Source organism: Leclercia sp. LSNIH3 (assembly GCF_002935105.1).
Lineage (GTDB): Bacteria > Pseudomonadota > Gammaproteobacteria > Enterobacterales > Enterobacteriaceae > Enterobacter > Enterobacter adecarboxylatus.
The window spans coordinates 1,674,205-1,699,000 of sequence record NZ_CP026387.1; the positions used below are offsets into that span (position 1 = coordinate 1,674,205).

Here is a 24,796-nt window from a genome sequence, read left to right on the forward strand (position 1 = left end):
TCATGGCGAAGACGTTGTACGAAAAGTTGTTTGATGCGCACGTGGTCTTCGAAGCGCCGAACGAAACCCCGCTGCTCTATATTGACCGCCACCTGGTTCACGAAGTGACTTCGCCGCAGGCGTTTGATGGCCTGCGTGCGCACCAACGTCCGGTGCGTCAGCCTGGCAAAACCTTTGCCACGATGGACCATAACGTCTCGACGCAGACGAAAGACATCAACGCCTCCGGTGAGATGGCGCGTATCCAGATGCAGGAGCTGATCAAGAACTGCAACGAATTCGGCGTGGAACTGTATGACCTGAACCACCCGTATCAGGGCATCGTCCACGTGATGGGGCCAGAGCAGGGCATTACCCTGCCAGGCATGACTATCGTCTGCGGCGACTCCCATACCGCCACCCACGGTGCCTTTGGTGCGCTGGCGTTCGGGATCGGTACTTCGGAAGTGGAACACGTTCTGGCGACGCAGACCCTGAAACAGGGCCGCGCCAAAACCATGAAGATCGAAGTTACCGGCCAGGCCGCGCCGGGCATTACCGCCAAAGACATCGTACTGGCGATCATCGGCAAAACCGGTAGCGCAGGCGGCACCGGTCATGTCGTGGAGTTCTGCGGCAGCGCAATCCAGGCCCTGAGCATGGAAGGCCGTATGACCCTGTGCAACATGGCCATTGAAATGGGCGCAAAAGCCGGTCTGGTTGCCCCGGATGAGATCACCTTCGCGTATGTGAAGGATCGTCTGCATGCACCGAAAGGCCAGGATTATGCCGACGCCGTGGCGTACTGGAAGACCCTGAAAACTGACGAGGGCGCGCAGTTTGACACCGTGGTGACACTGCAGGCCGAGGCCATCGCGCCGCAGGTCACCTGGGGAACAAACCCGGGCCAGGTGATCTCCGTTAACGACAGCATTCCTGATCCGGCCTCGTTCGCCGATCCGGTTGAGCGCGCCAGCGCAGAAAAAGCTCTGGCCTATATGGGGCTGAAACCGGGCGTCCCGTTGACCGACGTGGCCATTGATAAAGTGTTTATCGGCTCCTGTACTAACTCGCGTATCGAAGATTTGCGCGCGGCGGCAGAAGTGGCGAAAGGCCGTAAAGTGGCGCCGGGTGTGCAGGCGCTGGTGGTACCAGGCTCCGGCCCGGTAAAAGCGCAGGCGGAAGCCGAAGGCCTGGATAAAATTTTCATTGATGCAGGCTTTGAATGGCGTCTGCCGGGCTGCTCCATGTGCCTGGCCATGAACAACGATCGCCTGAATCCGGGTGAGCGTTGCGCCTCTACCAGTAACCGTAATTTTGAAGGTCGTCAGGGGCGCGGCGGGCGCACACACCTGGTCAGCCCGGCGATGGCCGCGGCAGCCGCAGTGACCGGCCATTTTGCCGATATTCGCAGCCTGAAATAAGGAGACCATCATGGCAGAGAAATTTACCCAACATACTGGCCTGGTAGTCCCTCTGGACGCCGCCAACGTCGATACCGACGCCATTATCCCGAAGCAGTTTTTGCAGAAGGTCACCCGCACCGGTTTTGGCGCCCATCTGTTTAACGACTGGCGTTTCCTGGATGACAAAGGCGAAGTGCCGAACCCGGAGTTCGTGCTGAACTTCCCGGCATTTAAAGGCGCGTCGATCCTGCTGGCGCGGGAAAACTTCGGCTGTGGCTCTTCCCGTGAGCATGCGCCCTGGGCCCTGACCGACTACGGTTTCAAAGTCGTGATTGCGCCGAGCTTCGCCGACATCTTCTATGGCAACAGCTTTAACAACCAGCTACTGCCGGTAACATTGAGCGATGAAGAGGTCGACGAGCTGTTTGCGCTGGTGCAGAGCCAGCCGGGGATAACGTTTGAAGTGGACCTGGAAGCGCAGGTAGTGAAAGCCGGGGATAAAACTTATGGCTTTACTATCGATGCATTCCGTCGCCACTGCATGATCAACGGCCTGGACAGCATCGGGCTGACGCTGCAGCATGAAGATGCAATTGCCGCCTACGAGAACAAACAGCCTGCGTTTATGGGGTGATTTAATGGCCCGCAAAGCGGGCCATTAAAAAAGGTGCCTGAGCCAACCTCAACGTCTGGAAAGGCGGGGAATTGTCTCCCCCGCCCTTGCCTTAACGTTTCACTTCGTAAGCTAACACTGCCGCCAGCTCTGTCTGTTTCTGTCTGAATCGCAGCTCACACAGCGAGCCGCGAACCATCCAGGTGAAGATCAGTAACGCCATACAGATCATCAACAAACCTAACAGCAGAGTACGTTTTGGCATTCCAGCCTCCTTATTGCTTTCCAGCGATGAAGAGGCTACCCTCACAGGGTTGAGTTGTGTTGGTTGGGTAGCCTCACATCAACGTTATGTTGAGTGGGGCTTTCTTCTGTTTACCCTTCCAGCAATGCTTCAGGCAAACAGCCTCAAGCACCCGCGTGAACTCTATTCGTATTCCGTCCTGCTGTCAGAATCGGCCGTCATTTCGTGAAGCCGCCTTCCAGAATTTCACTCTCTTTTACCCGCCAGGTCAGCACCAGCGCCACCAGCGAGATGGCTGCAATCACCCAGTACACCACGGCATGACCATAGCTTTGCACCAGCGCCCCCTGAATAATCCCCGCAAGAATCACGCCGGTTGAAATACTGTTGGTAAACAGCGTAGTGGCTGAACCTGCCCGCCCCGGCATTAGATCCTGGAACCAGAGCATGCCAATCCCGGCGACGATGCCGATAAAGACCGCGTTAAACAGCTGCAGGGCAAGTAACGCTTCATGGCTGTGAAAGAGGATCAGCCCAAAGTAGAACAGCACGCCCGCCGCCACCGCAATCACCATCATCCGCCGCTTACCAAAGTATTTGACGTAATAGCCAGCAAGGATCATTGCCGGGATCTCCAGCCCGGCGGCGGTACCCATTAAGATCCCGGCCAGCTTATCCGGTAAGCCCAGATCGCTGCTGATCCACAGGGGCATGTCGATGATGTACATGGTGTTGCAGGTCCACATCAGGGTGGAGGCGATAAACAGCCGGCGGACGTTTTTGTCTTTCCAGCCACTGATCTGCGTCACCGGTACGGCACTCGCTGATTCCACCCGGGAAACCGACGGCAGCGCGAAGGCTATCAGCCCCAGACTGATAGCAAAAATGGCCGCCGCAATAGAAAACATGACGGTAAAGCCATAGTTAAGCGCCAGCATAAAGGCCAGCGGCGGGCCAATAACCCACGCCAGCGACAGCTGGGCACGCATTACCGAGCTGAACATCACCACTTCACGCGCCGAGCTGTCGGCATATTCCCGCGCGAGGGCAAACAGCTGCGGCATGGCGGTATTGGCCAGCGAAGCCAGCAGTACGCCGCAGGTCAATAAGGTCAGGTAGTGACGGTTAAAGGCAAACAGCAGCGCGTTACAAATCGCCATCGCGCAGCAAAAGAGGATCAGCTTGCGGCGATCGCCCTGGCTGTCCGATCGTTTCGCCAGCCACAGACTGACCAGGATCCCGGCGACGGCATTGACGGTGTAAAAAATCCCTACCCAGAATGGCTGGGCGCCCACCTCACGGCTCAGGAACAGGCTCAGGGTCGGGGCTTGCAGCGCACCGGCGATGCCCATCATAAAAGCCACCACTAAAAAGGCGGCATAAACACCGTTCAGACGGCGTCCCATCGTCATTAACCAGAGCATTAACTGTTCCCTTTAGCGCAAGTGAAAACGAAAAAAGCCAGCAGATAATACCTGCTGGCGTGGTGATTCGCACCAATACTCAGTCACACATGATCGAAGCCATTCAGCGTTCCGAGGTCGACGGTGTCACCTCCCACTGCATCAGATCTTCCAGTATTTTCAGCTGCTGTTCTGCACACCGGCGGGCCAGCCAGGACACTCCCTTTGTCGCTGAGAAGTACTGTCGGTAAAACTGACGGGTGGTAGACCTCTTCATATTCACCTCCTCGCTTCATCGAAGTGAATTATTGGCTTAATATAGGGATTAATAAATTGCTGATTTTTTGTCAGGAGTTCCCCTTTTATGCCCTCTGGTCGTCTGCAACAACAATTCATTCGCCTGTGGCAGTGCTGTGACGGCCAGGCTCAGGTCACCACGCTCAGCGAGCTGGCCGAGTTACTCAGCTGTTCGCGCCGCCATATGCGCACCCTGCTGAACACCATGCAGCAACAGGGTTGGCTGAGCTGGGAAGCTGAAGCCGGGCGCGGCAAGCGTTCCCGCCTCACCTTTCTCTACACTGGCCTCGCACTGCAGCAGCAGCGGGCAGAAGATTTGCTGGAGCAGGATCGCATCGATCAGCTGGTGCAACTGGTAGGTGATAAGGCTGCGGTACGCCAGATGCTGGTCTCCCATCTGGGCCGCAGCTTCCGCCAGGGCAGACACATCCTGCGGGTACTGTATTATCGTCCGATGAAAAACTTGTTGCCGGGCAGCGCATTACGACGCTCCGAAACCCATATGGCACGCCAGATCTTCAGCGGGCTGATGCGCATAAATGAGGAAAATGGGGAACTCGAAGCCGATATTGCCCACCACTGGCAGCAACTTTCCCCGTTGCACTGGCGCTTTTTCTTGCGGCCGGGTATCCATTTTCACCATGGACGCGAGCTGGAGATGGCTGACGTCATTGCCACTTTGCAGCGCGCCCGCGAGCTCCCCCTCTATTCACACATTACCCGGGTCGAGTCCCCTACCGCCTGGACCCTGGATATCCATCTCTCGCAGCCTGACCGCTGGCTCCCCTGGTTGTTGGGGTATGTGCCGTCGATGATCCTGCCGCGCGAGTGGGAATCGATGCACAACTTTGCCAGTCTGCCGGTGGGTACCGGGCCGTATGCCGTATCGCGTAATAATAATAACCAGTTGAAGATCCGCGCCTTCGATGACTACTTTGGTTACCGGGCGCTGATTGACGAGGTGAACGTCTGGGTCTTGCCGGATATCAACGAAGAGCTGAGCGTCGGCCTGACGCTGGAGGGCCCGACCGAGGGAGAAAAGGCAGTGGAAAGTCGGCTCGAAGAGGGCTGTTACTATCTTCTGTTCGACGCCCGCTCCCATCGCGGCGCCAGCGCAGAGGTGCGTCAGTGGGTAAGCCAGATCCTCTCACCGGCCAATCTGATCTATAAGGCCGAGGAGGTCTATCAGTCATACTGGTTCCCGGCCTATGGCCTGCTGCCACGCTGGCATCACGCCCGCCCGGGACGCGGCGACAAACCGGCCGGACTGGAGAGCCTCACCCTCACCTTCTACCGCGAGCATATTGAACATCGGGTGATCGCCAGAATGATGAGTGAACTACTGGCCGCCGAGCAGGTGACGCTGAATATTCAGGAGGTCAGCTATGAGGAGTGGCATCGCGGCGAGGCGGTGAGCGACATCTGGCTCAACAGCGTCAATTTCACCCTGCCGCTCGACTTCTCGCTGTTCTCGCATCTGTATGAAGTCCCGCTCCTGCAACACTGCATTCCCCGCGACTGGCAGCAGGACGCCGCCCAGTGGCGCGCAGGCGAGATGAACCTTGCCGCCTGGTGCCAGCAGTTGCTGTCCCAGCAGGCGATTGTCCCGCTGATCCACCACTGGCTGATGATCCAGGGGCAGCGCAGTATGCGCGGCTTACGCATGAATACCCTGGGCTGGTTTGACTTTAAATCCGCGTGGTTTGCCCCACCGGAACCATAATACTTTCGTAATATTCACCAAATCATTACAATACCGCCGTTCTCAACGGGGTGCTACGTGCAAGCGTGTGCTGAGAAAATACCCGTCGAACCTGATCCGGATAACGCCGGCGAAGGGATTTGAGGCTGTCGCTCAAAATCCTTTGCCACTCTCAAATACAGAGGTGCAAAGTGTTCAAAACTGTTCTTTCCCTGCTGGCGCTGATGGCGCTGCCTGCCGTTGCCAGCCCTGTCCTGACGGTCTATACCTACGACTCCTTCGCCGCCGACTGGGGCCCAGGCCCGGCGGTCAAAAAAGCCTTTGAAGCCGACTGCAACTGCGAGCTGAAATTCGTGGCGCTGGAAGATGGCGTCTCGCTGCTGAATCGCCTGCGTATGGAAGGTAAGAACAGCAAAGCCGACGTGGTGCTGGGTCTCGATAACAACCTGCTGGAAGCGGCAACGCAAACCGGGTTGTTCGCCAAAAGCGGCGTGGCGACCGATGCGGTTAACATCCCTGGCGGCTGGAAGAACGACACCTTTGTGCCTTTCGATTACGGCTACTTCGCCTTCGTGTATGACAAAAACAAGCTGAAAAACCCGCCGAAGAGCCTGAAAGAGCTGGTGGAAAGCGATCAGAAATGGCGTGTGATCTACGAAGATCCACGCACCAGCACGCCGGGGCTGGGTCTGCTGCTGTGGATGCAAAAAGTGTACGGCGATAAGACCCCGGAAGCCTGGCAGAAGCTGGCCGCCAAAACCGTCACCGTCACCAAAGGCTGGAGCGAAGCCTACGGTCTGTTCCTGAAAGGGGAAAGCGACCTGGTGCTGAGCTACACCACCTCTCCGGCGTATCACATTATTTCGGAGAAAAAAGAGAACTACGCTGCTGCCGATTTTGCTGAAGGCCACTACCTGCAGGTGGAAGTTGCCGCCCGCACCGCCGCCAGCAAACAGCCGGAACTGGCAAGCAAGTTCCTGAAATTTATGGTCTCGCCGTCGTTCCAGAATGCGATCCCGACCGGCAACTGGATGTACCCGGTAACTGACGTCGCCTTACCGGCCGGTTTCGACACGCTGGTGAAACCGCAAACCGCGCTGGAATACTCCCCGCAGGAAGTGGCCGGGAAACGTGCTGCCTGGGTCAGTGAATGGCAACGCGCCGTCAGCCGCTGATCGCCGGCTGGTTACTCCCGGGGCTGATAGCCGCCATCTTAATGGTCGCTGTCGCCCTGGGCGCATTTCTGGCGCTGTGGTTTAACGCGCCAGCCACCGACGTGACGGCGCTGCTGCACGATAGCTATCTGTGGCACGTCATCCGCTTCTCTTTCTGGCAGGCGTTTCTTTCTGCCCTGCTCTCCGTCGTGCCCGCCATATTTCTTGCCCGCGCCCTCTACCGCCGTCGCTTCCCCGGACGGCAGGTGCTGCTGCGCCTGTGCGCCATGACGCTGATACTGCCGGTGCTGGTGGCGATATTTGGCATTCTTAGCGTCTATGGACGTCAGGGCTGGCTTGCCGCCCTCTGCCAGGCGCTCGGGCTGGAGTGGACCTTCTCGCCTTATGGCCTGCAGGGCATCCTGCTGGCGCACGTCTTTTTCAACATGCCAATGGCGACGCGGCTGCTCCTGCAGGCGCTGGAGAATATCCCGGGCGAGCAGCGTCAGCTCGCCGCCCAGCTCGGGATGCGCGGCTGGTTCTTTTTCCGCTTCGTTGAATGGCCGTGGCTGCGCCGACAAATTCCGCCGGTGGCCGCGCTGATTTTTATGCTCTGCTTTGCCAGCTTTGCCACGGTGCTTTCGCTGGGCGGCGGGCCGCAGGCCACCACCATTGAGCTTGCCATCTATCAGGCCCTGAGCTACGACTACGATCCGGGCCGCGCGGCGCTGCTGGCGATGGTGCAGATGATCTGCTGCCTGGGGCTGGTGATGCTGAGTCAGCGGCTGGGTAAAGCTATCGCCGTGGGCAGTAACCAGTTGGCAGGCTGGCGCGATCCGCAGGACAGCCTGCGCAGCCGCCTGACCGATGGCTTGCTTATCACTCTGGCCCTGCTGCTGTTGCTCCCGCCGCTGCTGGCGGTGGTAGTGGACGGCCTGAATCTAAACCTGCTGTCGGTGCTGCAACAGCCGGTGCTGTGGCAGGCACTCGGCACCTCGCTGCGTATTGCGCTGGGGGCCGGTCTACTCTGCGTGCTATTAACCATGATGCTGCTGTGGACCAGCCGCGAACTGTATGCCCGTCAGGCCACAGTAGCCGGACAGGCGTTGGATCTCAGCGGGATGCTGATCCTGGCGATGCCCGGTATCGTGCTGGCGAGCGGTTTCTTCCTGCTGTTTAACAGCACCGTCGGCCTGCCCGAATCGGCGGATGGCATCGTCATTTTTACCAACGCATTAATGGCCATTCCGTATGCGCTGAAGGTGCTGGAAAACCCGATGCGGGATCTTGCTGCCCGCTATACCCTGCTCTGCAACTCGCTGGGAATGCACGGCTGGCAGCGGCTGAAGGTAGTTGAGTTGCGCGCCCTGAAACGCCCGCTGGCGCAAGCGCTGGCCTTTGCCTGCGTGCTGTCGATTGGTGATTTTGGCGTGGTGGCGCTGTTTGGCAATGATGATTTCCGCACCCTGCCATTCTGGCTGTACCAGCAGATCGGCTCGTATCGCAGCCAGGACGGTGCCGTCACGGCGCTGCTGCTGCTGTTACTGTGCTTTGCGTTATTTACCGTTATTGAGAAACTTCCGGGGCGTGATGCTAACACTCACTGATGTAACCTGGCTTTATCAACACCTGCCGATGCGTTTCACCCTGTCCGTGCGCCAGGGCGAACTGATTGCCGTGCTCGGCCCCAGCGGCGCAGGGAAAAGCACGCTCCTCAATCTTGTGGCCGGTTTTCTGCAACCGGCGAATGGCCGTATCACCATTGAGGGTCAGGACCATACCCATACGCCGCCCGCTGCGCGGCCGGTGTCGATGCTGTTTCAGGAAAACAATCTTTTCACTCATCTGACCGTGCGCCAGAACATCGGCCTCGGCATGCATCCGGGACTCAGGCTGAACGCCGGACAGCAGCAGAAGCTGAGTGATATCGCAGCGCAAATGGGGATTGGCGATCTGCTGGCACGGCTACCGGGCGAACTATCGGGAGGCCAACGTCAGCGCGTCGCCCTTGCCCGCTGCCTGGTACGTGAGCAGCCCATCCTGCTGCTGGATGAGCCCTTTTCCGCGCTCGACCCGGCGTTACGCCAGGAGATGCTGCTGCTGGTCAAAGAGGTGTGTGAACGCCAGAGCCTGACGATGCTGATGGTGTCGCACAGCGTGGAAGATGCGGTCAGAATCGCTCCGCGGTCTGTGGTGATTGCCGATGGCCGTATCGCCTGGGATGGCGATACGGAACAGTTAGCGAGCGGAAAAGCCAGCGCGTCGCGCCTGCTGGGGATCCACTGACGGCGGTCAGCGGCTCACCACCTTCAATAAGATCTCGCCGTAAACCGGCATCAGCGGGTGGCGGATCAGCACCACCAGCGCCGCCACAGCGATACCCAGGGTGACGGGGGCCAGCCAGAACAAGCGCCCACGCGGCAGGTAATGGCTCAGACGATCGGCAGACGCTTTTTTGCTGCGCCACAGCCGCCAGCAGAGCCATGCGGCCAGCCACAGCAGCAGCGCGGTCGCCAGCAGCAGCCACTTAAAGCCGCCGCTCTGCATCCCGGCAGGAATATCAATGGCCGCCCCGGCAAGAATACCCGGCAGAAAATAGATTGGGGGCCAGAACAGGCAACCCAGCAGATTTGGGATAATGAACTTGGCGACCGGCAGATCCAGCATTCCCGCCACCATCGGCACCAGCGGACGCGTCGGCCCGACAAAGCGCCCGACCAGAATGGTAAACATGCTGTGCTGGTGCAGGGCATGCTCGGTTTTATCGAGCAGCGCTTTGTTCTTCTTCATGAACGACCAGCGGTGGAGCGGTTTTTTAAAGCGCCAGCCCAGCCAGAATGAGATCCAGTCCCCGAGCAGACAGCCGACGATCCCCGCCAGCCACGCCTGCCAGAAGTTCACCTCGCCGCTGCCGATCAGAGCACCCAGCCCGCTCATCATCACCGTGCCGGGTAAAATCAGTCCGACCAGCGCCAGCGATTCAAGAAAAGCCACTAACGCCACAGCGATGAGCGAATAAGTAACGGACTGGGTAATGAAATGTTCCAGCAATGCCTGCATAACAGTTCCGGTCAGGTGACGAAGCAGGGATTCTGCGAAGAGAGGCCTGCTTCGTCAAGACAACAATTGTCTGAATAGTTTACCGGGTGTGAACGACATTCAGCGAATATGTTTAGTTTTATTTACCTTCTATTCACAGCCTGCACGGAATTCGCTCGGGCTGGCACCGGTGCATTTCTTGAACACGCGAGAAAAATAGAGTTGATCCTCAAAGCCCACATTGCGCCCGACAGTGGCAATGGGCATCCGGGTGGTACTGAGTAACAGCTTGGCCTGGCTGATGCGCTGATCCTCTCGCCAGCTCAGCACGCTCACCCCTAACTGCTGGCGAAACAGGTGCGAGAGACGCGAAGGCGACAGGCAGACATGCTGGGCTACGCTTGCGATATCAAACTGGCTATCTGCCAGATGATCGCTGATGTACTGGCAGGCTTCGCGCACCCGGTGATCCAGCGGCGGGTTAAGCGATTCGTTGATCGCCTCCATCCGGCGCAGCAGAAGCTGCTCCAGCAGGTTGATTGCCAGCAGCTCGGCGTAGCGTCCTCCGGCCTGTCCAGCCTCGATGATCTGGGCAAAGAGCTCACGAAACTGTGGCTGATGGACCTCATCAGGACGATAAAAACCGGTATGGGCAAACATGGATGGCCAGGCCAGCCACTCATGCCAGTAGGCGCGGGGGCGGAAATAGACCCACTGGTGATACCACTCGCGGGCATCGGGATGACGGCCATAGTGATGAATTTCGCCCGGTGGGAAGAGCAAAATATCCCCCGGACGGCAGACGAAGGTCTGATCGTTATTCTTGATCACCCCTTCCCCCCGCACGGTCAGGTTGAGGATATACCCCTTCATCCCCAGCGGTCGGTCAACGTAAAAATCGAGATAACCGTCCGCCTCAATGGGCGTCAGCCCCGCCACCAGATGGGCGTTAAATGAGTAGCCCGGCAGCAGGGGATCACTTTGTGTCTCAGCCATATTTTCAGTACTCCTGACGGTCCTGAAGGAAACCATTTGTCCATATCAACAAAAGCGGCATAAAAACCGGCCATCCAAAGCACAAAAAGGTATCAGGCTGCTTTTATGTCCACCATCATAACGCTTCCGTTGCGATTTAACCGTAACATCGAGCGGGTCGGCAGTAACAAAAGTGTCTATAACTACGGCAGAAATGTCCACATCCATTATTTGCACGGCGTCACACTTTCCCATGCCACAGCAAAATCATCCATAAGATTAGCGGATCCTGCCTGACGATTTTCCCCCTCACTCTCTAATGTTCATTCATATCTGTTTTTTGATGGAGCAACACCATGGCAATTGCGATTGGCCTCGATTTTGGCAGTGACTCAGTACGCGCCCTGGCAGTGGAGTGCACAACGGGTCAGGAGATAGCGACCAGCGTTGAGTGGTATCCGCGCTGGCAAGAGGGGCGCTTCTGTGATGCGCCGAACAATCAGTTCCGCCACCACCCGCACGACTATATCGAGTCGATGGAAGCGGCGATCAAAACCGTGTTGGCTGAATTAAGCGAGGCACAGCGCAGCCAGATTGTTGGCATTGGCGTAGACAGCACCGGTTCCACCCCGGCCCCCATTGACGCCGACGGCCATGTGCTGGCGCTGCGCCCGGAGTTTGCCGACAACCCGAACGCCATGTTCGTGCTGTGGAAAGACCATACCGCGGTGGAAGAAGCCGAGGCCATCACCCGTTTGTGCCATCAGCCGGGCAAAAGCGACTACTCCCGCTACATCGGCGGCATTTATTCCAGCGAATGGTTCTGGGCGAAGATCCTGCACGTCACCCGTCAGGATCAGCGCGTTGCCGAGGCGGCGGTGTCGTGGATTGAGCTGTGCGACTGGGTTCCGGCCCTGCTCTCCGGCACGACGCGCCCGCAGGATATCCGTCGCGGCCGCTGCAGCGCCGGGCATAAATCCCTCTGGCATGAGAGCTGGGGCGGTCTGCCGCCTGCCGCCTTCTTTGACGAACTCGATCCAATCATTAACCAGAATCTCAACTACCCGTTGTTTACCGATACCTGGACTGCCGACATCCCGGTGGGCACCCTCTGCGCCGAGTGGGCGGAACGCCTGGGCCTGCCGCAGCACGTAGCCATCTCCGGCGGTGCATTTGACTGCCATATGGGTGCGGTCGGTGCTGGTGCCCAGCCGAATACGCTGGTGAAAGTGATCGGCACCTCCACCTGCGACATTCTGACGGCAGATAAAGCAAGCGTCGGCGACCGCGCCGTGAAAGGTATCTGCGGACAGGTGGACGGTAGCGTAGTGCCTGACTTTATCGGCCTCGAAGCAGGTCAGTCTGCCTTCGGGGATATTTACGCCTGGTTTGGTCGCGTGCTGGGCTGGCCGCTGGATCAGCTGGCGGCTGCGCATCCCGAGCTGAAAACCCAGATCGACGCCAGCAAGAAACAACTCCTGCCACAGTTGACTGACGCCTGGGCCAAAAACCCGTCGCTCGACCATCTTCCGGTGGTGCTCGACTGGTTTAACGGTCGCCGTACGCCGAATGCCAACCAGCGTCTGAAAGGAGTCATTACCGATCTGAACCTCGCCACCGACGCCCCGGCGCTGTTTGGCGGGCTGGTGGCGGCCACCGCTTTTGGCGCACGCGCCATTATGGAGTGCTTCACCGAACAGGGGATTGCCGTCAACGAGGTGATGGCGCTGGGCGGTATCGCCCGTAAGAACCCGGTGATCATGCAGGCCTGTTGTGACGTATTGAATCGTCCGCTGCAGATTGTCGCCTCCGATCAGTGCTGCGCTCTGGGCGCGGCAATCTTCGCAGCGGTAGCGGCGGGGGTACATGCGGATATCCCGACGGCGCAGCAGTACATGGCGAGCCAGGTAGAAAGCACCCTGCAGCCGCGCCCACAGCAGGCGCAACGTTTTGAACAACTTTATCAGCGTTACCAGCAGTGGGCGAAGAGCGCTGAACAGCACTATCTCCCTGTCGCCGCCCCGGTTAAGAACATCCCGGAATCTACGGCAACCCTGACACATTAAGGACACGATAATGACGATTTTTAATAATTATGAAGTGTGGTTTGTGATTGGTAGTCAGCATCTTTACGGGCCGGAAGCCCTGCGCCAGGTGACTCAGCATGCAGAACATGTCGTTAACGCCCTGAATGCGGAAGCAAAACTGCCGTGCAAACTGGTGCTGAAGCCGCTGGGTACCTCGCCGGATGAAATTACCCATATCTGCCGCGACGCCAACTACGACGACAAATGCGCCGGGCTGGTGGTGTGGCTGCATACCTTCTCCCCGGCCAAGATGTGGATCAATGGCCTCGCGATCCTCAACAAACCGCTGCTGCAGTTCCATACCCAGTTCAACGCGGCGCTGCCATGGGACAGCATCGACATGGACTTTATGAACCTGAACCAGACCGCGCACGGCGGCCGCGAGTTCGGCTTTATCGGTGCACGTATGCGCCAGCAACATGCCGTCGTAACCGGCCACTGGCAGGACAAACAAGCCCACCAGCGCATTGGCTCGTGGATGCGCCAGGCGGTATCGAAGCAGGATACCCGCCAGCTGAAAGTGGCACGCTTCGGTGACAACATGCGCGAAGTGGCCGTCACCGACGGCGACAAAGTGGCCGCGCAGATTAAATTTGGTTTCTCCGTCAATACCTGGGCCGTGGGCGACCTGGTGCAGGTTGTCAACGACGTCAGCGAGGGCGACGTCAACGCGCTGGTGGATGAATATGAAAGCAGCTACCGCCTGACGGCGGCGGCGCAGGTGAATGGTGATAAACGCCAGAACGTGCTGGATGCAGCCCGTATTGAGCTGGGTATGAAGCGCTTCCTGGAACAGGGCGGCTTCCATGCTTTTACCACTACCTTTGAAGACCTTCACGGCCTGAAGCAGTTGCCAGGCCTGGCGGTACAACGTCTGATGCAGCAGGGCTACGGCTTTGCCGGCGAAGGCGACTGGAAAACTGCCGCTCTGCTACGCATCATGAAAGTGATGTCGACCGGTCTGCAGGGCGGCACCTCCTTTATGGAGGATTACACCTACCACTTCGAAAACGGCAACGATCTGGTGCTGGGTTCCCACATGCTGGAAGTCTGCCCGTCGATCGCGGTGGATGAAAAACCGATCCTCGACGTTCAACACCTCGGCATCGGTGGCAAAGCCGATCCGGCGCGTCTGATCTTCAACACGCGTACCGGCCCGGCGATTAACGCCAGCCTGATCGATCTGGGGGATCGTTTCCGCCTGCTGGTCAACTGCGTTGACGCTGTGGAAACGCCGCACTCCCTGCCAAAACTGCCGGTGGCTAACGCCCTGTGGAAAGCCCAGCCGGATCTGGCGACAGCATCCGAAGCCTGGATTGTGGCGGGTGGCGCGCACCATACCGTCTTCAGCCATGCGCTGGATCTGAACGATATGCGTCAGTTTGCGGAGCTGCATGATATCGAGCTGGCCGTCATTGATAACGACACCCGCATGCCGGCGTTCAAAGACGCACTGCGCTGGAACGAAGTCTATTACGGTTCAAAACGTTAACAGGGGAACCTTTGGCCTGCCGCAGGGCGGGCCTTTTTTCCTGGAGGATACATGCTGGAAGATCTCAAACGTCAGGTGCTTGAAGCCAACCTGGCCCTGCCGGAACATAATCTTGTCACCCTGACCTGGGGTAACGTCAGCGCGGTTGACCGCGAAGCTGGCGTATTTGTCATTAAACCGTCCGGCGTCGATTACCGGGTCATGACCGCCGACGATATGGTGGTGGTGAGCATCGCCACTGGAGAAGTGGTGGAAGGGAAGAAAAAGCCCTCCTCCGATACGCCGACCCATCGTCTGCTGTATCAGGCTTTCCCGTCGATTGGCGGCATCGTTCATACCCACTCCCGTCACGCGACCATCTGGGCGCAGGCTGGACAGCCCATCCCGGCAACCGGCACCACTCACGCCGACTATTTCTATGGCACCATCCCTTGCACCCGCAAGATGACCGATGCCGAAATCAACGGTGAATATGAGTGGGAAACCGGCAATGTGATTGTCGAAACCTTCGAGAAACAGGGTATCGACGCGGCGCAAATGCCGGGGGTGCTGATTCACTCTCACGGCCCGTTTGCGTGGGGCAAAAATGCCGAAGATGCCGTGCATAATGCCATCGTGCTGGAAGAGGTGGCCTATATGGGCATCTTCTGCCGCCAGCTGGCACCGCAGCTGCCTGATATGCAGCAAACCCTGCTGGATAAACACTACCTGCGTAAGCACGGCGCGAAGGCGTATTACGGGCAGTAAAAAATCCCCCTTCGCCCTCTCCCCTTTGGGAGAAGGTGAAGGAATGCCTGTATAAAACCCCAGCAAAACACCCGCAACCAGGCTATACTCACGCCTGGTTTTGTTTTATGAGAAAACGGCGTGGCGCAGGCGCAACAAGGCTTTTTACTGACCCGACACTGGCGGGATACCCCACAGGGTACCGAAGTGGAATTCTGGCTGGCGACTGACAATGGCCCGCTGCACATCACCCTGCCGCCGCAGGAGTCCGTTGCCTTTATCCCTGAGCCAGACGTCGAAAAGACCCGACAGCTGCTGCGCGATGAAAGCGGCTGGCGCCTGACGCCCCTTGAACTGAAAGATTTCCAGCGTCGTCCGGTCTACGGTCTTTACTGCCGCGCCCATCGCCAGCTGATGCGTTATGAAAAACTGCTGCGCGAAGCAGGCGTGACCCTGTATGAAGCCGATGTTCGCCCCCCGGAACGCTTTCTGATGGAGCGCTTTATTACCGCCCCGGTCTGGGTGGACGGTACACCTCTGGGCGATCGCCTGATCAATGCCCGCCTCAAGCCTAACCCGCACTATCGCCCGCCGCTGAAATGGGCGTCGGTGGATATTGAAACCACCCGCCACGGCGAGCTGTACTGCATCGGCATTGAGGGCTGTGGCCAGCGTGTTGTCTATATGCTCGGCCCGGCAAATGGCGATGCCGCCACGCTCGATTTTGATCTTATCTACGTGAACAGCCGTCCCCAACTGCTCGAGAAGCTCAATGCGTGGTTTGCACAGCACGACCCGGACGTGATCATCGGCTGGAACGTCGTACAGTTTGACCTGCGGGTGCTGCAAAAGCACGCCGAGCGCTACCGCATTCCGCTGTTGCTCGGGCGCGGGAACAGCGAGCTGGAGTGGCGCGAGCACGGCTTTAAAAACGGCGTCTTCTTCGCCCAGGCGAACGGACGCCTGATTATCGACGGTATCGAGGCGTTGAAATCGGCGTTCTGGAGTTTTCCGTCGTTTTCGCTGGAGTCGGTGTCACAGGAGCTGCTCGGCGAGGGCAAATCCATCGACAACCCGTGGGACAGGATGGACGAGATCGACCGCCGCTTCGCCGAAAATAAACCGGCGCTGGCCACCTATAACCTGAAAGATTGCGAGCTGGTCACGCGCATTTTTCACAAAACCGACATCATGCCGTTCCTGCTGGAGCGCGCCACGGTCAATGGCCTTGCCGTTGACCGGCACGGCGGCTCGGTAGCCGCTTTCAGCCACCTCTATTTTCCGCGCATGCACCGGGCGGGCTATGTAGCCCCGAACCTGGGTGACGTGCCGCCTCAGGCCAGCCCCGGCGGCTATGTGATGGACTCCCGCCCCGGCCTGTACGACTCGGTGCTGGTGCTGGATTACAAAAGCCTCTATCCGTCGATCATCCGTACCTTTCTTATCGATCCGGTCGGGCTGGTGGAAGGCCTGGCGCAGCCGGATGATGAGCACAGCACTGAAGGCTTCCTCGGGGCGCGCTTTTCCCGGGAAAAACACTGCCTGCCGGAGATTGTCAGCCAGATCTGGCACGGTCGCGAAGAGGCCAAACGCCACGGCAACAAGCCTCTCTCCCAGGCGCTAAAGATCATCATGAATGCCTTTTACGGCGTGCTGGGCACCAGCGCGTGCCGCTTCTTCGACCCGCGCCTGGCGTCATCGATCACCATGCGCGGCCACGAAATCATGCGCCAGACCAAAGTGTTGGTAGAGTCGCGGGGCTATGACGTGATTTATGGCGATACCGATTCAACCTTTGTCTGGCTTAAGGGCGCGCACAGCGAACACGAGGCGGCCGCCATCGGCCAGTCGCTGGTGGCGTACGTTAATGAGTGGTGGCAGGCTCATCTGCAGCAGGCTGGCTTAACCAGCGCCCTTGAACTGGAGTATGAGACCCACTTCTGCCGCTTTTTAATGCCCACCATTCGGGGCACCGATCAGGGCAGTAAAAAGCGCTATGCCGGGCTTATCCAGGAGGGGGAAACTCAGCGGATGGTGTTCAAAGGGCTGGAGACAGTCCGTACCGACTGGACCCCGCTGGCGCAGCACTTCCAGCAGGCACTTTATCTGAAAATCTTCCGTCGCGAGCCTTATCAGGAGTTTGTACGCGAGACCATTGCCAGCCTGATGGCGGGTGAACTGGATGACCAGCTGGTGTACCGCAAACGCCTGCGCCGCCCGCTGGCGGAGTATCAGCGCAACGTGCCGCCGCACGTCCGTGCCGCCCGGCTTGCCGATGAAGAGAACGTCCGTCTTGGGCGGGCGCCGCAGTACCAGAACCGCGGCACAATCAAATATGTCTGGACCACCAGCGGCCCGGAGCCCGTGGATTATCAGCGCGCTCCGCTTGACTATGAGCATTACCTGACACGGCAACTGCAGCCCGTGGCAGACGGAATTTTACCTTTCATGGACGACGACTTTGCTACACTGATGACAGGTCAGTTGGGGCTATTTTGACAGGTGACGAAATCGCTGCCATCCAGTACCATAGCGCCCTTTCCATTCCCGGACCCATTATTCAATTGCCGTCATTTATGATCGGTGGTTGAACTATTGCCTGCAATTAAAGATTAGAGCCGAACAAATATGCCTTTTACACTTGGTCAACGCTGGATCAGCGACACAGAAAGCGAACTTGGGTTAGGAACTGTGGTTGCGCTGGATGCGCGTATGGTGACTCTCCTTTTCCCCGCCACCGGTGAAAACCGTCTGTATGCTCGCAATGATTCCCCTGTTACCCGCGTGATGTTCAACCCGGGCGACACCGTTACCAGCCATGAGGGCTGGCAGCTGAAGATTGAAGACGTAAAAGAAGAGAATGGACTGCTCGCCTATATCGGCACTCGCCTCGATACCGAAGAGGCCGATGTCATGCTGCGCGAAGTGCTGCTCGACAGCAAACTGGTATTTAGCAAGCCACAGGATCGCCTGTTCGCCGGTCAGATTGACCGTATGGATCGCTTCTCGCTGCGCTACCGCGCGCGTAAGTTCCAGAGCGAACAGTACCGTATGCCGTGGAGCGGCCTGCGCGGCCAGCGTACCAGCCTGATCCCCCATCAGTTAAACATTGCCCATGATGTCGGCCGCCGCTATGCGCCGCGCGTCCTGCTGGCCGATGAGGTGGGGTTAGGTAAAACCATCGAAGCGGGCATGATTTTGCATCAGCAGCTGCTCTCCGGCGCAGCCGAGCGCGTGCTGATTGTGGTGCCGGAAACCCTGCAACACCAATGGCTGGTGGAGATGCTGCGCCGCTTTAACCTGCGTTTCTCCCTGTTTGACGATGAGCGCTACGCCGAAGCCCAGCACGATGCCGATAACCCGTTCGAAACCGAACAGCTGGTGATCTGCTCCCTGGACTTTGTTCGCCGTAGCAAACAGCGCCTAGAGCATCTGTGCGACGCCGAGTGGGACATCATGGTGGTCGACGAAGCCCATCACCTGGTCTGGAGCGAAGATGCGCCGAGCCGTGAGTACATGGCGATTGAACAGCTGGCCGAGCGCGTACCGGGTGTGTTACTGCTGACCGCTACCCCGGAACAGCTGGGTCTGGAGAGCCACTTTGCGCGTCTGCGTCTGCTGGATCCAAACCGCTTCCATGACTTCGCGCTCTTTGTCGAAGAGCAGAACAATTACCGCCCGGTAGCCGACGCCGTTGCCCTGCTGCTGGCGGGCAAGCACCTCTCCAACGAGGAGCTGAACACCCTGGGCGAGCTGATTGGCGAACAGGATATCGAGCCGTTGCTACAGGCCGCCAACAGCGATCGTGAGGGTGCTGAAGCCGCGCGTCAGGAGCTGGTCTCCATGCTGATGGATCGCCACGGCACCAGCCGCGTCCTGTTCCGTAACACCCGTAACGGGGTGAAAGGCTTCCCTAAACGCGAGCTGCATACCATTCGCCTGCCGCTGCCGACCCAGTACCAGACGGCGATCAAGGTGTCAGGCATCATGGGTGCGCGCAAAACAGCAGAAGAGCGTGCCCGGGACATGCTTTACCCGGAACAGATTTATCAGGAATTTGAAGGCGACAGTGGCACCTGGTGGAACTTCGATCCCCGCGTTGAGTGGCTGATGGGCTATCTGACCGCCAACCGCTCGCAGAAGGTGCTGGTGATCTGCGCCAAAGCGACCACTGCGCTCCAGCTTGAGCAGGTTCTGCGCGAGCGGGAAGGTATCCGCGCGGCAGTGTTCCATGAAGGCATGTCCATTATTGAACGTGACCGTGCGGCGGCGTGGTTCTCCGAAGAGGACAGCGGCGCACAGGTGCTGCTCTGCTCCGAAATCGGCTCCGAAGGGCGCAACTTCCAGTTCGCCAGCCGTCTGGTGATGTTTGATCTCCCCTTCAACCCGGATCTGCTGGAGCAGCGTATCGGCCGTCTGGATCGTATTGGCCAGGCACACGACATTCAGATCCACGTCCCGTATCTGGAAAAAACCGCCCAGTCAGTACTGGTGCGCTGGTTCCACGAAGGACTGGATGCGTTTGAACATACCTGCCCGACCGGACGTACTATTTACGACAACGTGCACAGCGAGCTGACCGGGTATCTGGCGGCACCGGAAAACACGGACGGTTTCGACGATCTGATCAAAACCTGCCGCGAGCAGCATGAAGCCCTGAAAGCGCAGCTGGAACAGGGCCGTGACCGTCTGCTGGAGATCCACTCCAACGGTGGCGAAAAGGCCCAGGCGCTGGCCGAGAGCATCGAAGAGCAGGATGACGATACCAGCCTGATCAGCTTCGCCATGAACCTGTTTGATATCGTCGGTATCAACCAGGACGATCGCGGCGAGAACATGATTGTGCTGACGCCGTCCGATCATATGCTGGTCCCGGATTTCCCGGGCCTGCCGGAAGATGGCTGCACCATCACCTTTGAACGTGATGTGGCACTCTCCCGCGAGGATGCCCAGTTCATCACCTGGGAGCATCCGCTGATCCGTAACGGTCTGGATCTGATCCTCTCCGGCGATACCGGTAGCAGTACCATTTCGCTGCTGAAGAACAAGGCGCTGCCGGTGGGGACACTGCTGCTGGAGCTGATCTACGTGGTTGAAGCCCAGGCACCGAAACAGCTGCAGCTCAGCCGCTTCCTGCCAGCCACGCCGGTGCGTCTGCTGCTGGATAAGAACGGCACCAACCTGGCGGCGCAGGTGGAGTTTGAGAGCTTTAACCGTCAACTGAGTGCGGTGAACCGCCACACCGGCAGCAAGCTGGTGAACGCGGTGCAGCAGGACGTCTATACCATCCTGCAGCAGGGTGAGCTGCAGATCGAGAAAGCGGCGCGAGCATTGATTGACGCGGCACGCAGCGAAGCGGATGAAAAACTGTCGGCGGAGCTGTCGCGTCTGGAAGCCCTGCGCGCGGTCAATCCGAACATTCGTGACGATGAACTGGCGGCGATTGAGAGCAATCGTCAGCAGGTGCTCGAAAGCCTGAATCAGGCGGGATGGCGTCTGGATGCGCTGCGTCTCATCGTTGTGACGCATCAGTAAGCGGAGCGCAAAATGTTGATGGAACCCTACAATCCGCCGCAGGATCCGTGGCTGGTCATTCTGTATCAGGATGAGCACATTATGGTGGTCAACAAGCCGAGCGGCTTGTTGTCCGTACCGGGCAGGCTGGACGATCACAAAGACAGCGTGATGACGCGCGTTCAACGCGACTATCCGCAGGCAGAGTCTGTGCATCGTCTGGACATGGCCACCAGCGGTGTGATTGTGGTCGCGCTGACCAAGGCGGCAGAGCGTGAACTGAAGCGGCAGTTTCGTGAGCGCGAGCCGAAGAAGCAGTACCTTGCGCGCGTCTGGGGACATCCAAAACCGGCGGAAGGGCTGATTGACCTGCCGCTGATCTGCGACTGGCCGAATCGTCCGATGCAGAAGGTCTGCTACGAGACCGGCAAAGCGGCGCAAACCGAGTATGAAGTTCTGGAGTACGCGGCGGATAACAGCGCTCGCGTGCTGTTAAAACCGATTACCGGCCGCTCGCACCAGCTGCGTGTGCATATGCTGGCACTGGGTCATCCTATTCTGGGTGACCGCTTCTATGCCACGCCAGAAGCCCGGGCCATGGCGCCACGGCTGCAGCTGCATGCAGAGATGCTGACCATCACCCACCCGGAATACGGTACGCCGATGACCTTTAAGGCCCCGGCGGATTTCTGATGTCTTGCCCGGCGGCGCTACGCTTGCCGGGCCTATAGCCTTACTTAAAGCCCTTCTGCTCTTTGATGAGTTCGTACGCCTTTTGAATTTCCTGCGCTTTTTGCTTCGCCATCTCCATCATTTCCGGCGGTAAACCTTTTGCCACCAGCTTGTCAGGGTGATGCTCGCTCATCAGCTTGCGATAGGCGCGCTTAATGGTCGTTGGCTCATCGGTGGGCTTCACGCCCAGCACGTTACAGGCATCTTCCAGGGTAGGCCCGCGCTGTGTCTGCTGCCAGCCACCACCGCCCGCCTGCTGCTGTTGATAGCCGTCGCCAAACTGCGCGCCGCCCTGCATCATGCGCAGGAACTGATCAAACTGCGTGCGGGAGATCCCCAGCTCTTCAGCAATCACATACAGCACTGCACGTTCGTTCGGGTGAAGCGAGCCGTCGGCGAACGCCGCCTGGATCTGGATCTCCAGAAACATCCGAATTAAATCGAAGCGCCCAAAGCAAATACTGCGAAACTGACGCATTTTTTCACGCAGGGGATAGTTATCCGCCTTGCCGATACGAAATGCGTGTTGTGCCGCCGCCCGGGAGTCGCCGTGCAAGTTCATACGGTCCATAAACAGGCTGGCAATATGGATGTCGGCCTCGGTCACCCGCCCTTTCGATTTGGTCAGATGCCCCATGACCTCAAACGTCGTCGCAAAAAAAAGTGCCTGACGTTCACGCTGGTTGGCAAACCAGGCCATCTTACGACTTCGAGCTTTATCAAACATATGGCCGATAATCAGGCCCAGAACGATACCCCAGAAGCCCGCGCCCATCAGTAAAGCGAACGCTACGCCGATAATTTTTCCCCAATACTGCATATACTCCCCAAATGGTGATGTATTTGATCCCGCGAACGCCATCATTCCGGTGGCCGGGCCACGGTCAATTGAAGGACATCGCCTATAATTTGCATTATCATACTCGTCATTCAATAACGAGCCTATCACCACGGCTTGTTTACGGGCAGGATTAACGCTGGCACTGTGATGATGAGTAAGATAGTCTCTGACCGTTTGCCAGCGATAAGCCACTGATGACGGAACAATAAATAAAACGTATGAAAAAACGTATCCCCACCCTTCTGGCCACGATGATAGCGAGTGCTTTGTACAGTCAACAGGGTCTCGCAGCCGATCTCGCCTCGCAATGTAAGCTGGGTGTGCCCAGCTATGATCGCCCGCTGGTACAGGGTGATACGAACACGCTACCGGTCACCATCACGGCTGACAATGCAAAAGGGAATTATCCTGACGACGCCGTGTTTAGCGGCAATGTGGATATTAACCAGGGCAACAGCCGTTTGCAGGCCGATGAAGTTCAGTTGCACCAGAAACAGCCAGAAGGCGCGGCAGAACCAGTACGAACCGTGGATGCGCTGGGTAATGTGCACTATGACGATAATCAGGTCATCCTGAAAGGTCCGAAAGCCTGGTCGAACCTGAATACCAAAGATACCAACGTCTGGGAAGGTGACTATCAGATGGCGGGCCGTCAGGGGCGCGGTAAAGCCGACCTGATGAAACAGCGCGGTGAAAACCGCTATACCATTCTTGAAAACGGGACCTTTACCTCCTGTCTGCCGGGCTCTGATACCTGGAGCGTGGTCGGTAGCGAAGTGATCCACGACCGCGAAGAGCAGGTTGCGGAGATCTGGAACGCCCGCTTTAAGCTCGGTCCGGTACCGGTCTTCTATAGCCCGTATCTGCAGCTGCCCGTGGGCGACAAACGTCGTTCAGGCTTCCTGATCCCGAACGCTAAGTACAGCACCAACAACTATTTCGAATTCTACCTGCCGTACTACTGGAATATCGCGCCCAATATGGACGCCACGATCACGCCGCACTATATCCACAAGCGCGGCAACATCATGTGGGAAAACGAGTTCCGTTATCTGACGCACGCGGGTGAAGGTCTGATGGAGCTGGACTATCTGCCATCGGATAAAGTCTTTGAAGACGAGCACCCCACCGAGGGCGATCGCCACCGCTGGTTATACTACTGGCAACATGCTGGGGTAATGGATCAGGTATGGCGTTTTAACGTCAACTATACCAAAGTCAGCGATCCGTACTATTTCAACGATTTTACGTCAAAATACGGTTCCAGTACCGACGGTTATGCCACGCAGATCTTTAGTGCAGGCTACGCGGTGAAAAACTTTGACGCCACCGTGTCGTCCCGTCAGTTCCAGGTGTTCAGCAGTCAGAACGCCAGCGCCTACGGGGCTGAACCGCAGCTGGACGTCAACTGGTACCAGAATGATGTCGGCCCGTTTGATACTCGTATCTACGGCCAGGCCGTGCATTTCGTGAATACCAATTCGGATATGCCAGAAGCCACCCGTATTCACCTTGAGCCGACGATCAACCTGCCGGTATCTAACGACTGGGCAAGCCTGGATACCGAAGTGAAGCTGATGGCAACCCACTATCAGCAGGATAATCTGGAAACGTACAACGCCACTAACGGTACTCATCTGGAAGAGACCGTTAACCGTACGCTGCCGCAGTTTAAAATGGACGGCAAGCTGGTCTTCGAGCGTGACATGAACTGGAGCGAGGGGTATACCCAGACCCTGGAGCCGCGCGCGCAGTACCTGTACGTGCCGTATCGCGATCAGAGCAAAATCAACAACTACGACTCTTCATTACTGCAATCCGACTATAGCGGTCTGTTCCGCGACCGTACCTACGGCGGTCTGGACCGTATTGCCTCGGCCAACCAGGTGACGACCGGCGTCACAACCCGCGTATATGATGATGCTTCCGTTGAACGTTTTAATGCTTCTGTGGGTCAAATCTACTACTTCACAGAATCGCGTACCGGCGATGACAACATCAACTGGGAGAAAAACAACAAAACGGGTTCACTGGTCTGGGCGGGCGATACCTACTGGCGCATGACCGATCGCTGGGGACTGCGTGGCGGTCTGCAGTACGATACGCGTCTGGATAACGTTGCTACCAGCAATGCCGCCATTGAGTATCGCCGTGACGAAGATCGCATGGTTCAGCTTAGCTACCGTTACGCCAGCCCGGAATATATCCAGGCAACGCTGCCTAACTTCTCGACGGCGGATCAGTACAAAGAGGGCATTTCGCAGGTGGGGGGGACCGCCAGCTGGCCGATTGCCGATCGCTGGTCAATCGTCGGGGCGTATTACTTTGATACCAATCAGAGTAAGTCGGCCGATCAGATGCTGGGTGTGCAGTACAGCTCCTGCTGCTACGCGATCCGCGTCGGGTACGAGCGTAAGCTGAATGGCTGGGATCCTGACAAAGGTCAGAGCGAGTACGATAACGTCATCGGCTTTAACATCGAATTGCGTGGCCTGAGTTCCAACTATGGCCTGGGCACTCAGCAGATGCTGCGCTCACCGATTCTGCCGTACCGTAGTTCCTTATAATGTGCTTGATTTACAACGTAATCCG

General features: G+C 57.9%; 19 protein-coding genes and 1 riboswitch. Of the genes, 13 read left to right on the top strand and 6 right to left on the bottom strand.

The genetic code is table 11. The annotated features are described in order from the left end of the window. Positions 1-2 precede the first annotated feature (2 nt). The gene (gene leuC, locus C3F35_RS08115) at positions 3-1,403 is read left to right on the top strand and encodes a 3-isopropylmalate dehydratase large subunit (protein WP_103792734.1); all 1,401 of its coding nucleotides are present in this window, start codon (positions 3-5) and stop codon (positions 1,401-1,403) included. A 10-nt stretch (positions 1,404-1,413) separates the two neighbouring features. Beyond that, the gene (gene leuD / locus C3F35_RS08120; protein WP_103792733.1) at positions 1,414-2,019 is read left to right on the top strand and encodes a 3-isopropylmalate dehydratase small subunit; all 606 of its coding nucleotides are present in this window, start codon (positions 1,414-1,416) and stop codon (positions 2,017-2,019) included. A 91-nt stretch (positions 2,020-2,110) separates the two neighbouring features. On the opposite strand, the gene C3F35_RS08125 is transcribed toward leuD, so the two are convergent. The 3 genes from C3F35_RS08125 to sgrT all read right to left on the bottom strand — a co-directional run bounded on the left by C3F35_RS08125 (position 2,111) and on the right by sgrT (position 3,922). Beyond that, the gene (locus C3F35_RS08125; RefSeq protein WP_103792732.1) at positions 2,111-2,263 is read right to left on the bottom strand and encodes a Hok/Gef family protein; all 153 of its coding nucleotides are present in this window, start codon (positions 2,261-2,263) and stop codon (positions 2,111-2,113) included. Between the two features lie 197 nt (positions 2,264-2,460). Beyond that, positions 2,461-3,666, bottom strand: a complete 1,206-nt coding sequence (locus C3F35_RS08130) for a sugar efflux transporter (protein ID WP_032616494.1) — start codon at positions 3,664-3,666, stop codon at positions 2,461-2,463. 103 nt (positions 3,667-3,769) lie between these two features. Next, positions 3,770-3,922, bottom strand: a complete 153-nt coding sequence (gene sgrT / locus C3F35_RS08135) for a glucose uptake inhibitor SgrT (RefSeq protein WP_077227149.1) — start codon at positions 3,920-3,922, stop codon at positions 3,770-3,772. An 87-nt stretch (positions 3,923-4,009) separates the two neighbouring features. Here sgrT and sgrR point away from each other — a divergent pair, with 87 nt between their 5' ends. The 4 genes from sgrR (at position 4,010) to thiQ (ending at position 9,084) form a co-directional block, all read left to right on the top strand. Continuing rightward, positions 4,010-5,665, top strand: coding sequence for an HTH-type transcriptional regulator SgrR (gene sgrR, locus C3F35_RS08140; protein WP_032616492.1), 1,656 nt, complete (start codon positions 4,010-4,012; stop codon positions 5,663-5,665). 36 nt (positions 5,666-5,701) lie between these two features. Then, a riboswitch (TPP riboswitch) is annotated at positions 5,702-5,801 on the top strand. 67 nt (positions 5,802-5,868) lie between these two features. Continuing rightward, positions 5,869-6,819: a thiamine ABC transporter substrate binding subunit gene (gene thiB / locus C3F35_RS08145; protein ID WP_222128273.1), complete on the top strand. Its 951-nt coding sequence runs from the start codon at positions 5,869-5,871 to the stop codon at positions 6,817-6,819. Then, on the top strand, positions 6,795-8,405 hold the full coding sequence (gene thiP, locus C3F35_RS08150) for a thiamine/thiamine pyrophosphate ABC transporter permease ThiP (RefSeq protein WP_103792730.1): 1,611 nt from the start codon (positions 6,795-6,797) through the stop codon (positions 8,403-8,405). Before thiB ends, thiP begins: the two co-directional genes overlap by 25 nt. After that, positions 8,389-9,084 (top strand): thiamine ABC transporter ATP-binding protein ThiQ, encoded by a 696-nt coding sequence (gene thiQ / locus C3F35_RS08155; protein ID WP_103792729.1) that lies wholly within the window; start codon positions 8,389-8,391, stop codon positions 9,082-9,084. Before thiP ends, thiQ begins: the two co-directional genes overlap by 17 nt. A 6-nt stretch (positions 9,085-9,090) precedes the next feature. Here the strand turns inward: thiQ and C3F35_RS08160 are convergent, their stop codons facing one another. After that, positions 9,091-9,858: a DedA family protein gene (locus C3F35_RS08160; RefSeq protein WP_059308743.1), complete on the bottom strand. Its 768-nt coding sequence runs from the start codon at positions 9,856-9,858 to the stop codon at positions 9,091-9,093. Between the two features lie 129 nt (positions 9,859-9,987). Next, positions 9,988-10,833, bottom strand: coding sequence for an arabinose operon transcriptional regulator AraC (gene araC / locus C3F35_RS08165; RefSeq protein WP_032616486.1), 846 nt, complete (start codon positions 10,831-10,833; stop codon positions 9,988-9,990). A gap of 335 nt (positions 10,834-11,168) precedes the next feature. On the opposite strand from araC, the gene araB reads away from it, so the two are divergent. The 6 genes from araB (at position 11,169) to rluA (ending at position 21,324) form a co-directional block, all read left to right on the top strand. Continuing rightward, positions 11,169-12,878, top strand: coding sequence for a ribulokinase (araB, locus tag C3F35_RS08170; protein ID WP_103792728.1), 1,710 nt, complete (start codon positions 11,169-11,171; stop codon positions 12,876-12,878). 10 nt (positions 12,879-12,888) lie between these two features. After that, positions 12,889-14,391, top strand: a complete 1,503-nt coding sequence (araA, locus tag C3F35_RS08175; protein ID WP_032616483.1) for an L-arabinose isomerase — start codon at positions 12,889-12,891, stop codon at positions 14,389-14,391. Between the two features lie 51 nt (positions 14,392-14,442). Then, complete coding sequence (araD, locus tag C3F35_RS08180) at positions 14,443-15,138, top strand: L-ribulose-5-phosphate 4-epimerase (protein WP_103792727.1); 696 nt, start codon at positions 14,443-14,445, stop codon at positions 15,136-15,138. Between the two features lie 120 nt (positions 15,139-15,258). Further along, a complete protein-coding gene (polB, locus tag C3F35_RS08185; protein WP_103792726.1) occupies positions 15,259-17,616 on the top strand; it encodes a DNA polymerase II in 2,358 nt (785 codons plus the stop codon). A gap of 129 nt (positions 17,617-17,745) precedes the next feature. Next, on the top strand, positions 17,746-20,652 hold the full coding sequence (gene rapA, locus C3F35_RS08190) for an RNA polymerase-associated protein RapA (protein WP_103792725.1): 2,907 nt from the start codon (positions 17,746-17,748) through the stop codon (positions 20,650-20,652). Between the two features lie 12 nt (positions 20,653-20,664). Then, positions 20,665-21,324: a bifunctional tRNA pseudouridine(32) synthase/23S rRNA pseudouridine(746) synthase RluA gene (rluA, locus tag C3F35_RS08195; RefSeq protein WP_032616479.1), complete on the top strand. Its 660-nt coding sequence runs from the start codon at positions 20,665-20,667 to the stop codon at positions 21,322-21,324. A 40-nt stretch (positions 21,325-21,364) separates the two neighbouring features. On the opposite strand, the gene djlA is transcribed toward rluA, so the two are convergent. Continuing rightward, positions 21,365-22,183: a co-chaperone DjlA gene (gene djlA, locus C3F35_RS08200; RefSeq protein ID WP_103792724.1), complete on the bottom strand. Its 819-nt coding sequence runs from the start codon at positions 22,181-22,183 to the stop codon at positions 21,365-21,367. A 239-nt stretch (positions 22,184-22,422) separates the two neighbouring features. On the opposite strand from djlA, the gene lptD reads away from it, so the two are divergent. Continuing rightward, the gene (gene lptD, locus C3F35_RS08205) at positions 22,423-24,771 is read left to right on the top strand and encodes an LPS assembly protein LptD (protein WP_103792723.1); all 2,349 of its coding nucleotides are present in this window, start codon (positions 22,423-22,425) and stop codon (positions 24,769-24,771) included. The last annotated feature ends 25 nt before the right edge of the window (positions 24,772-24,796 follow it).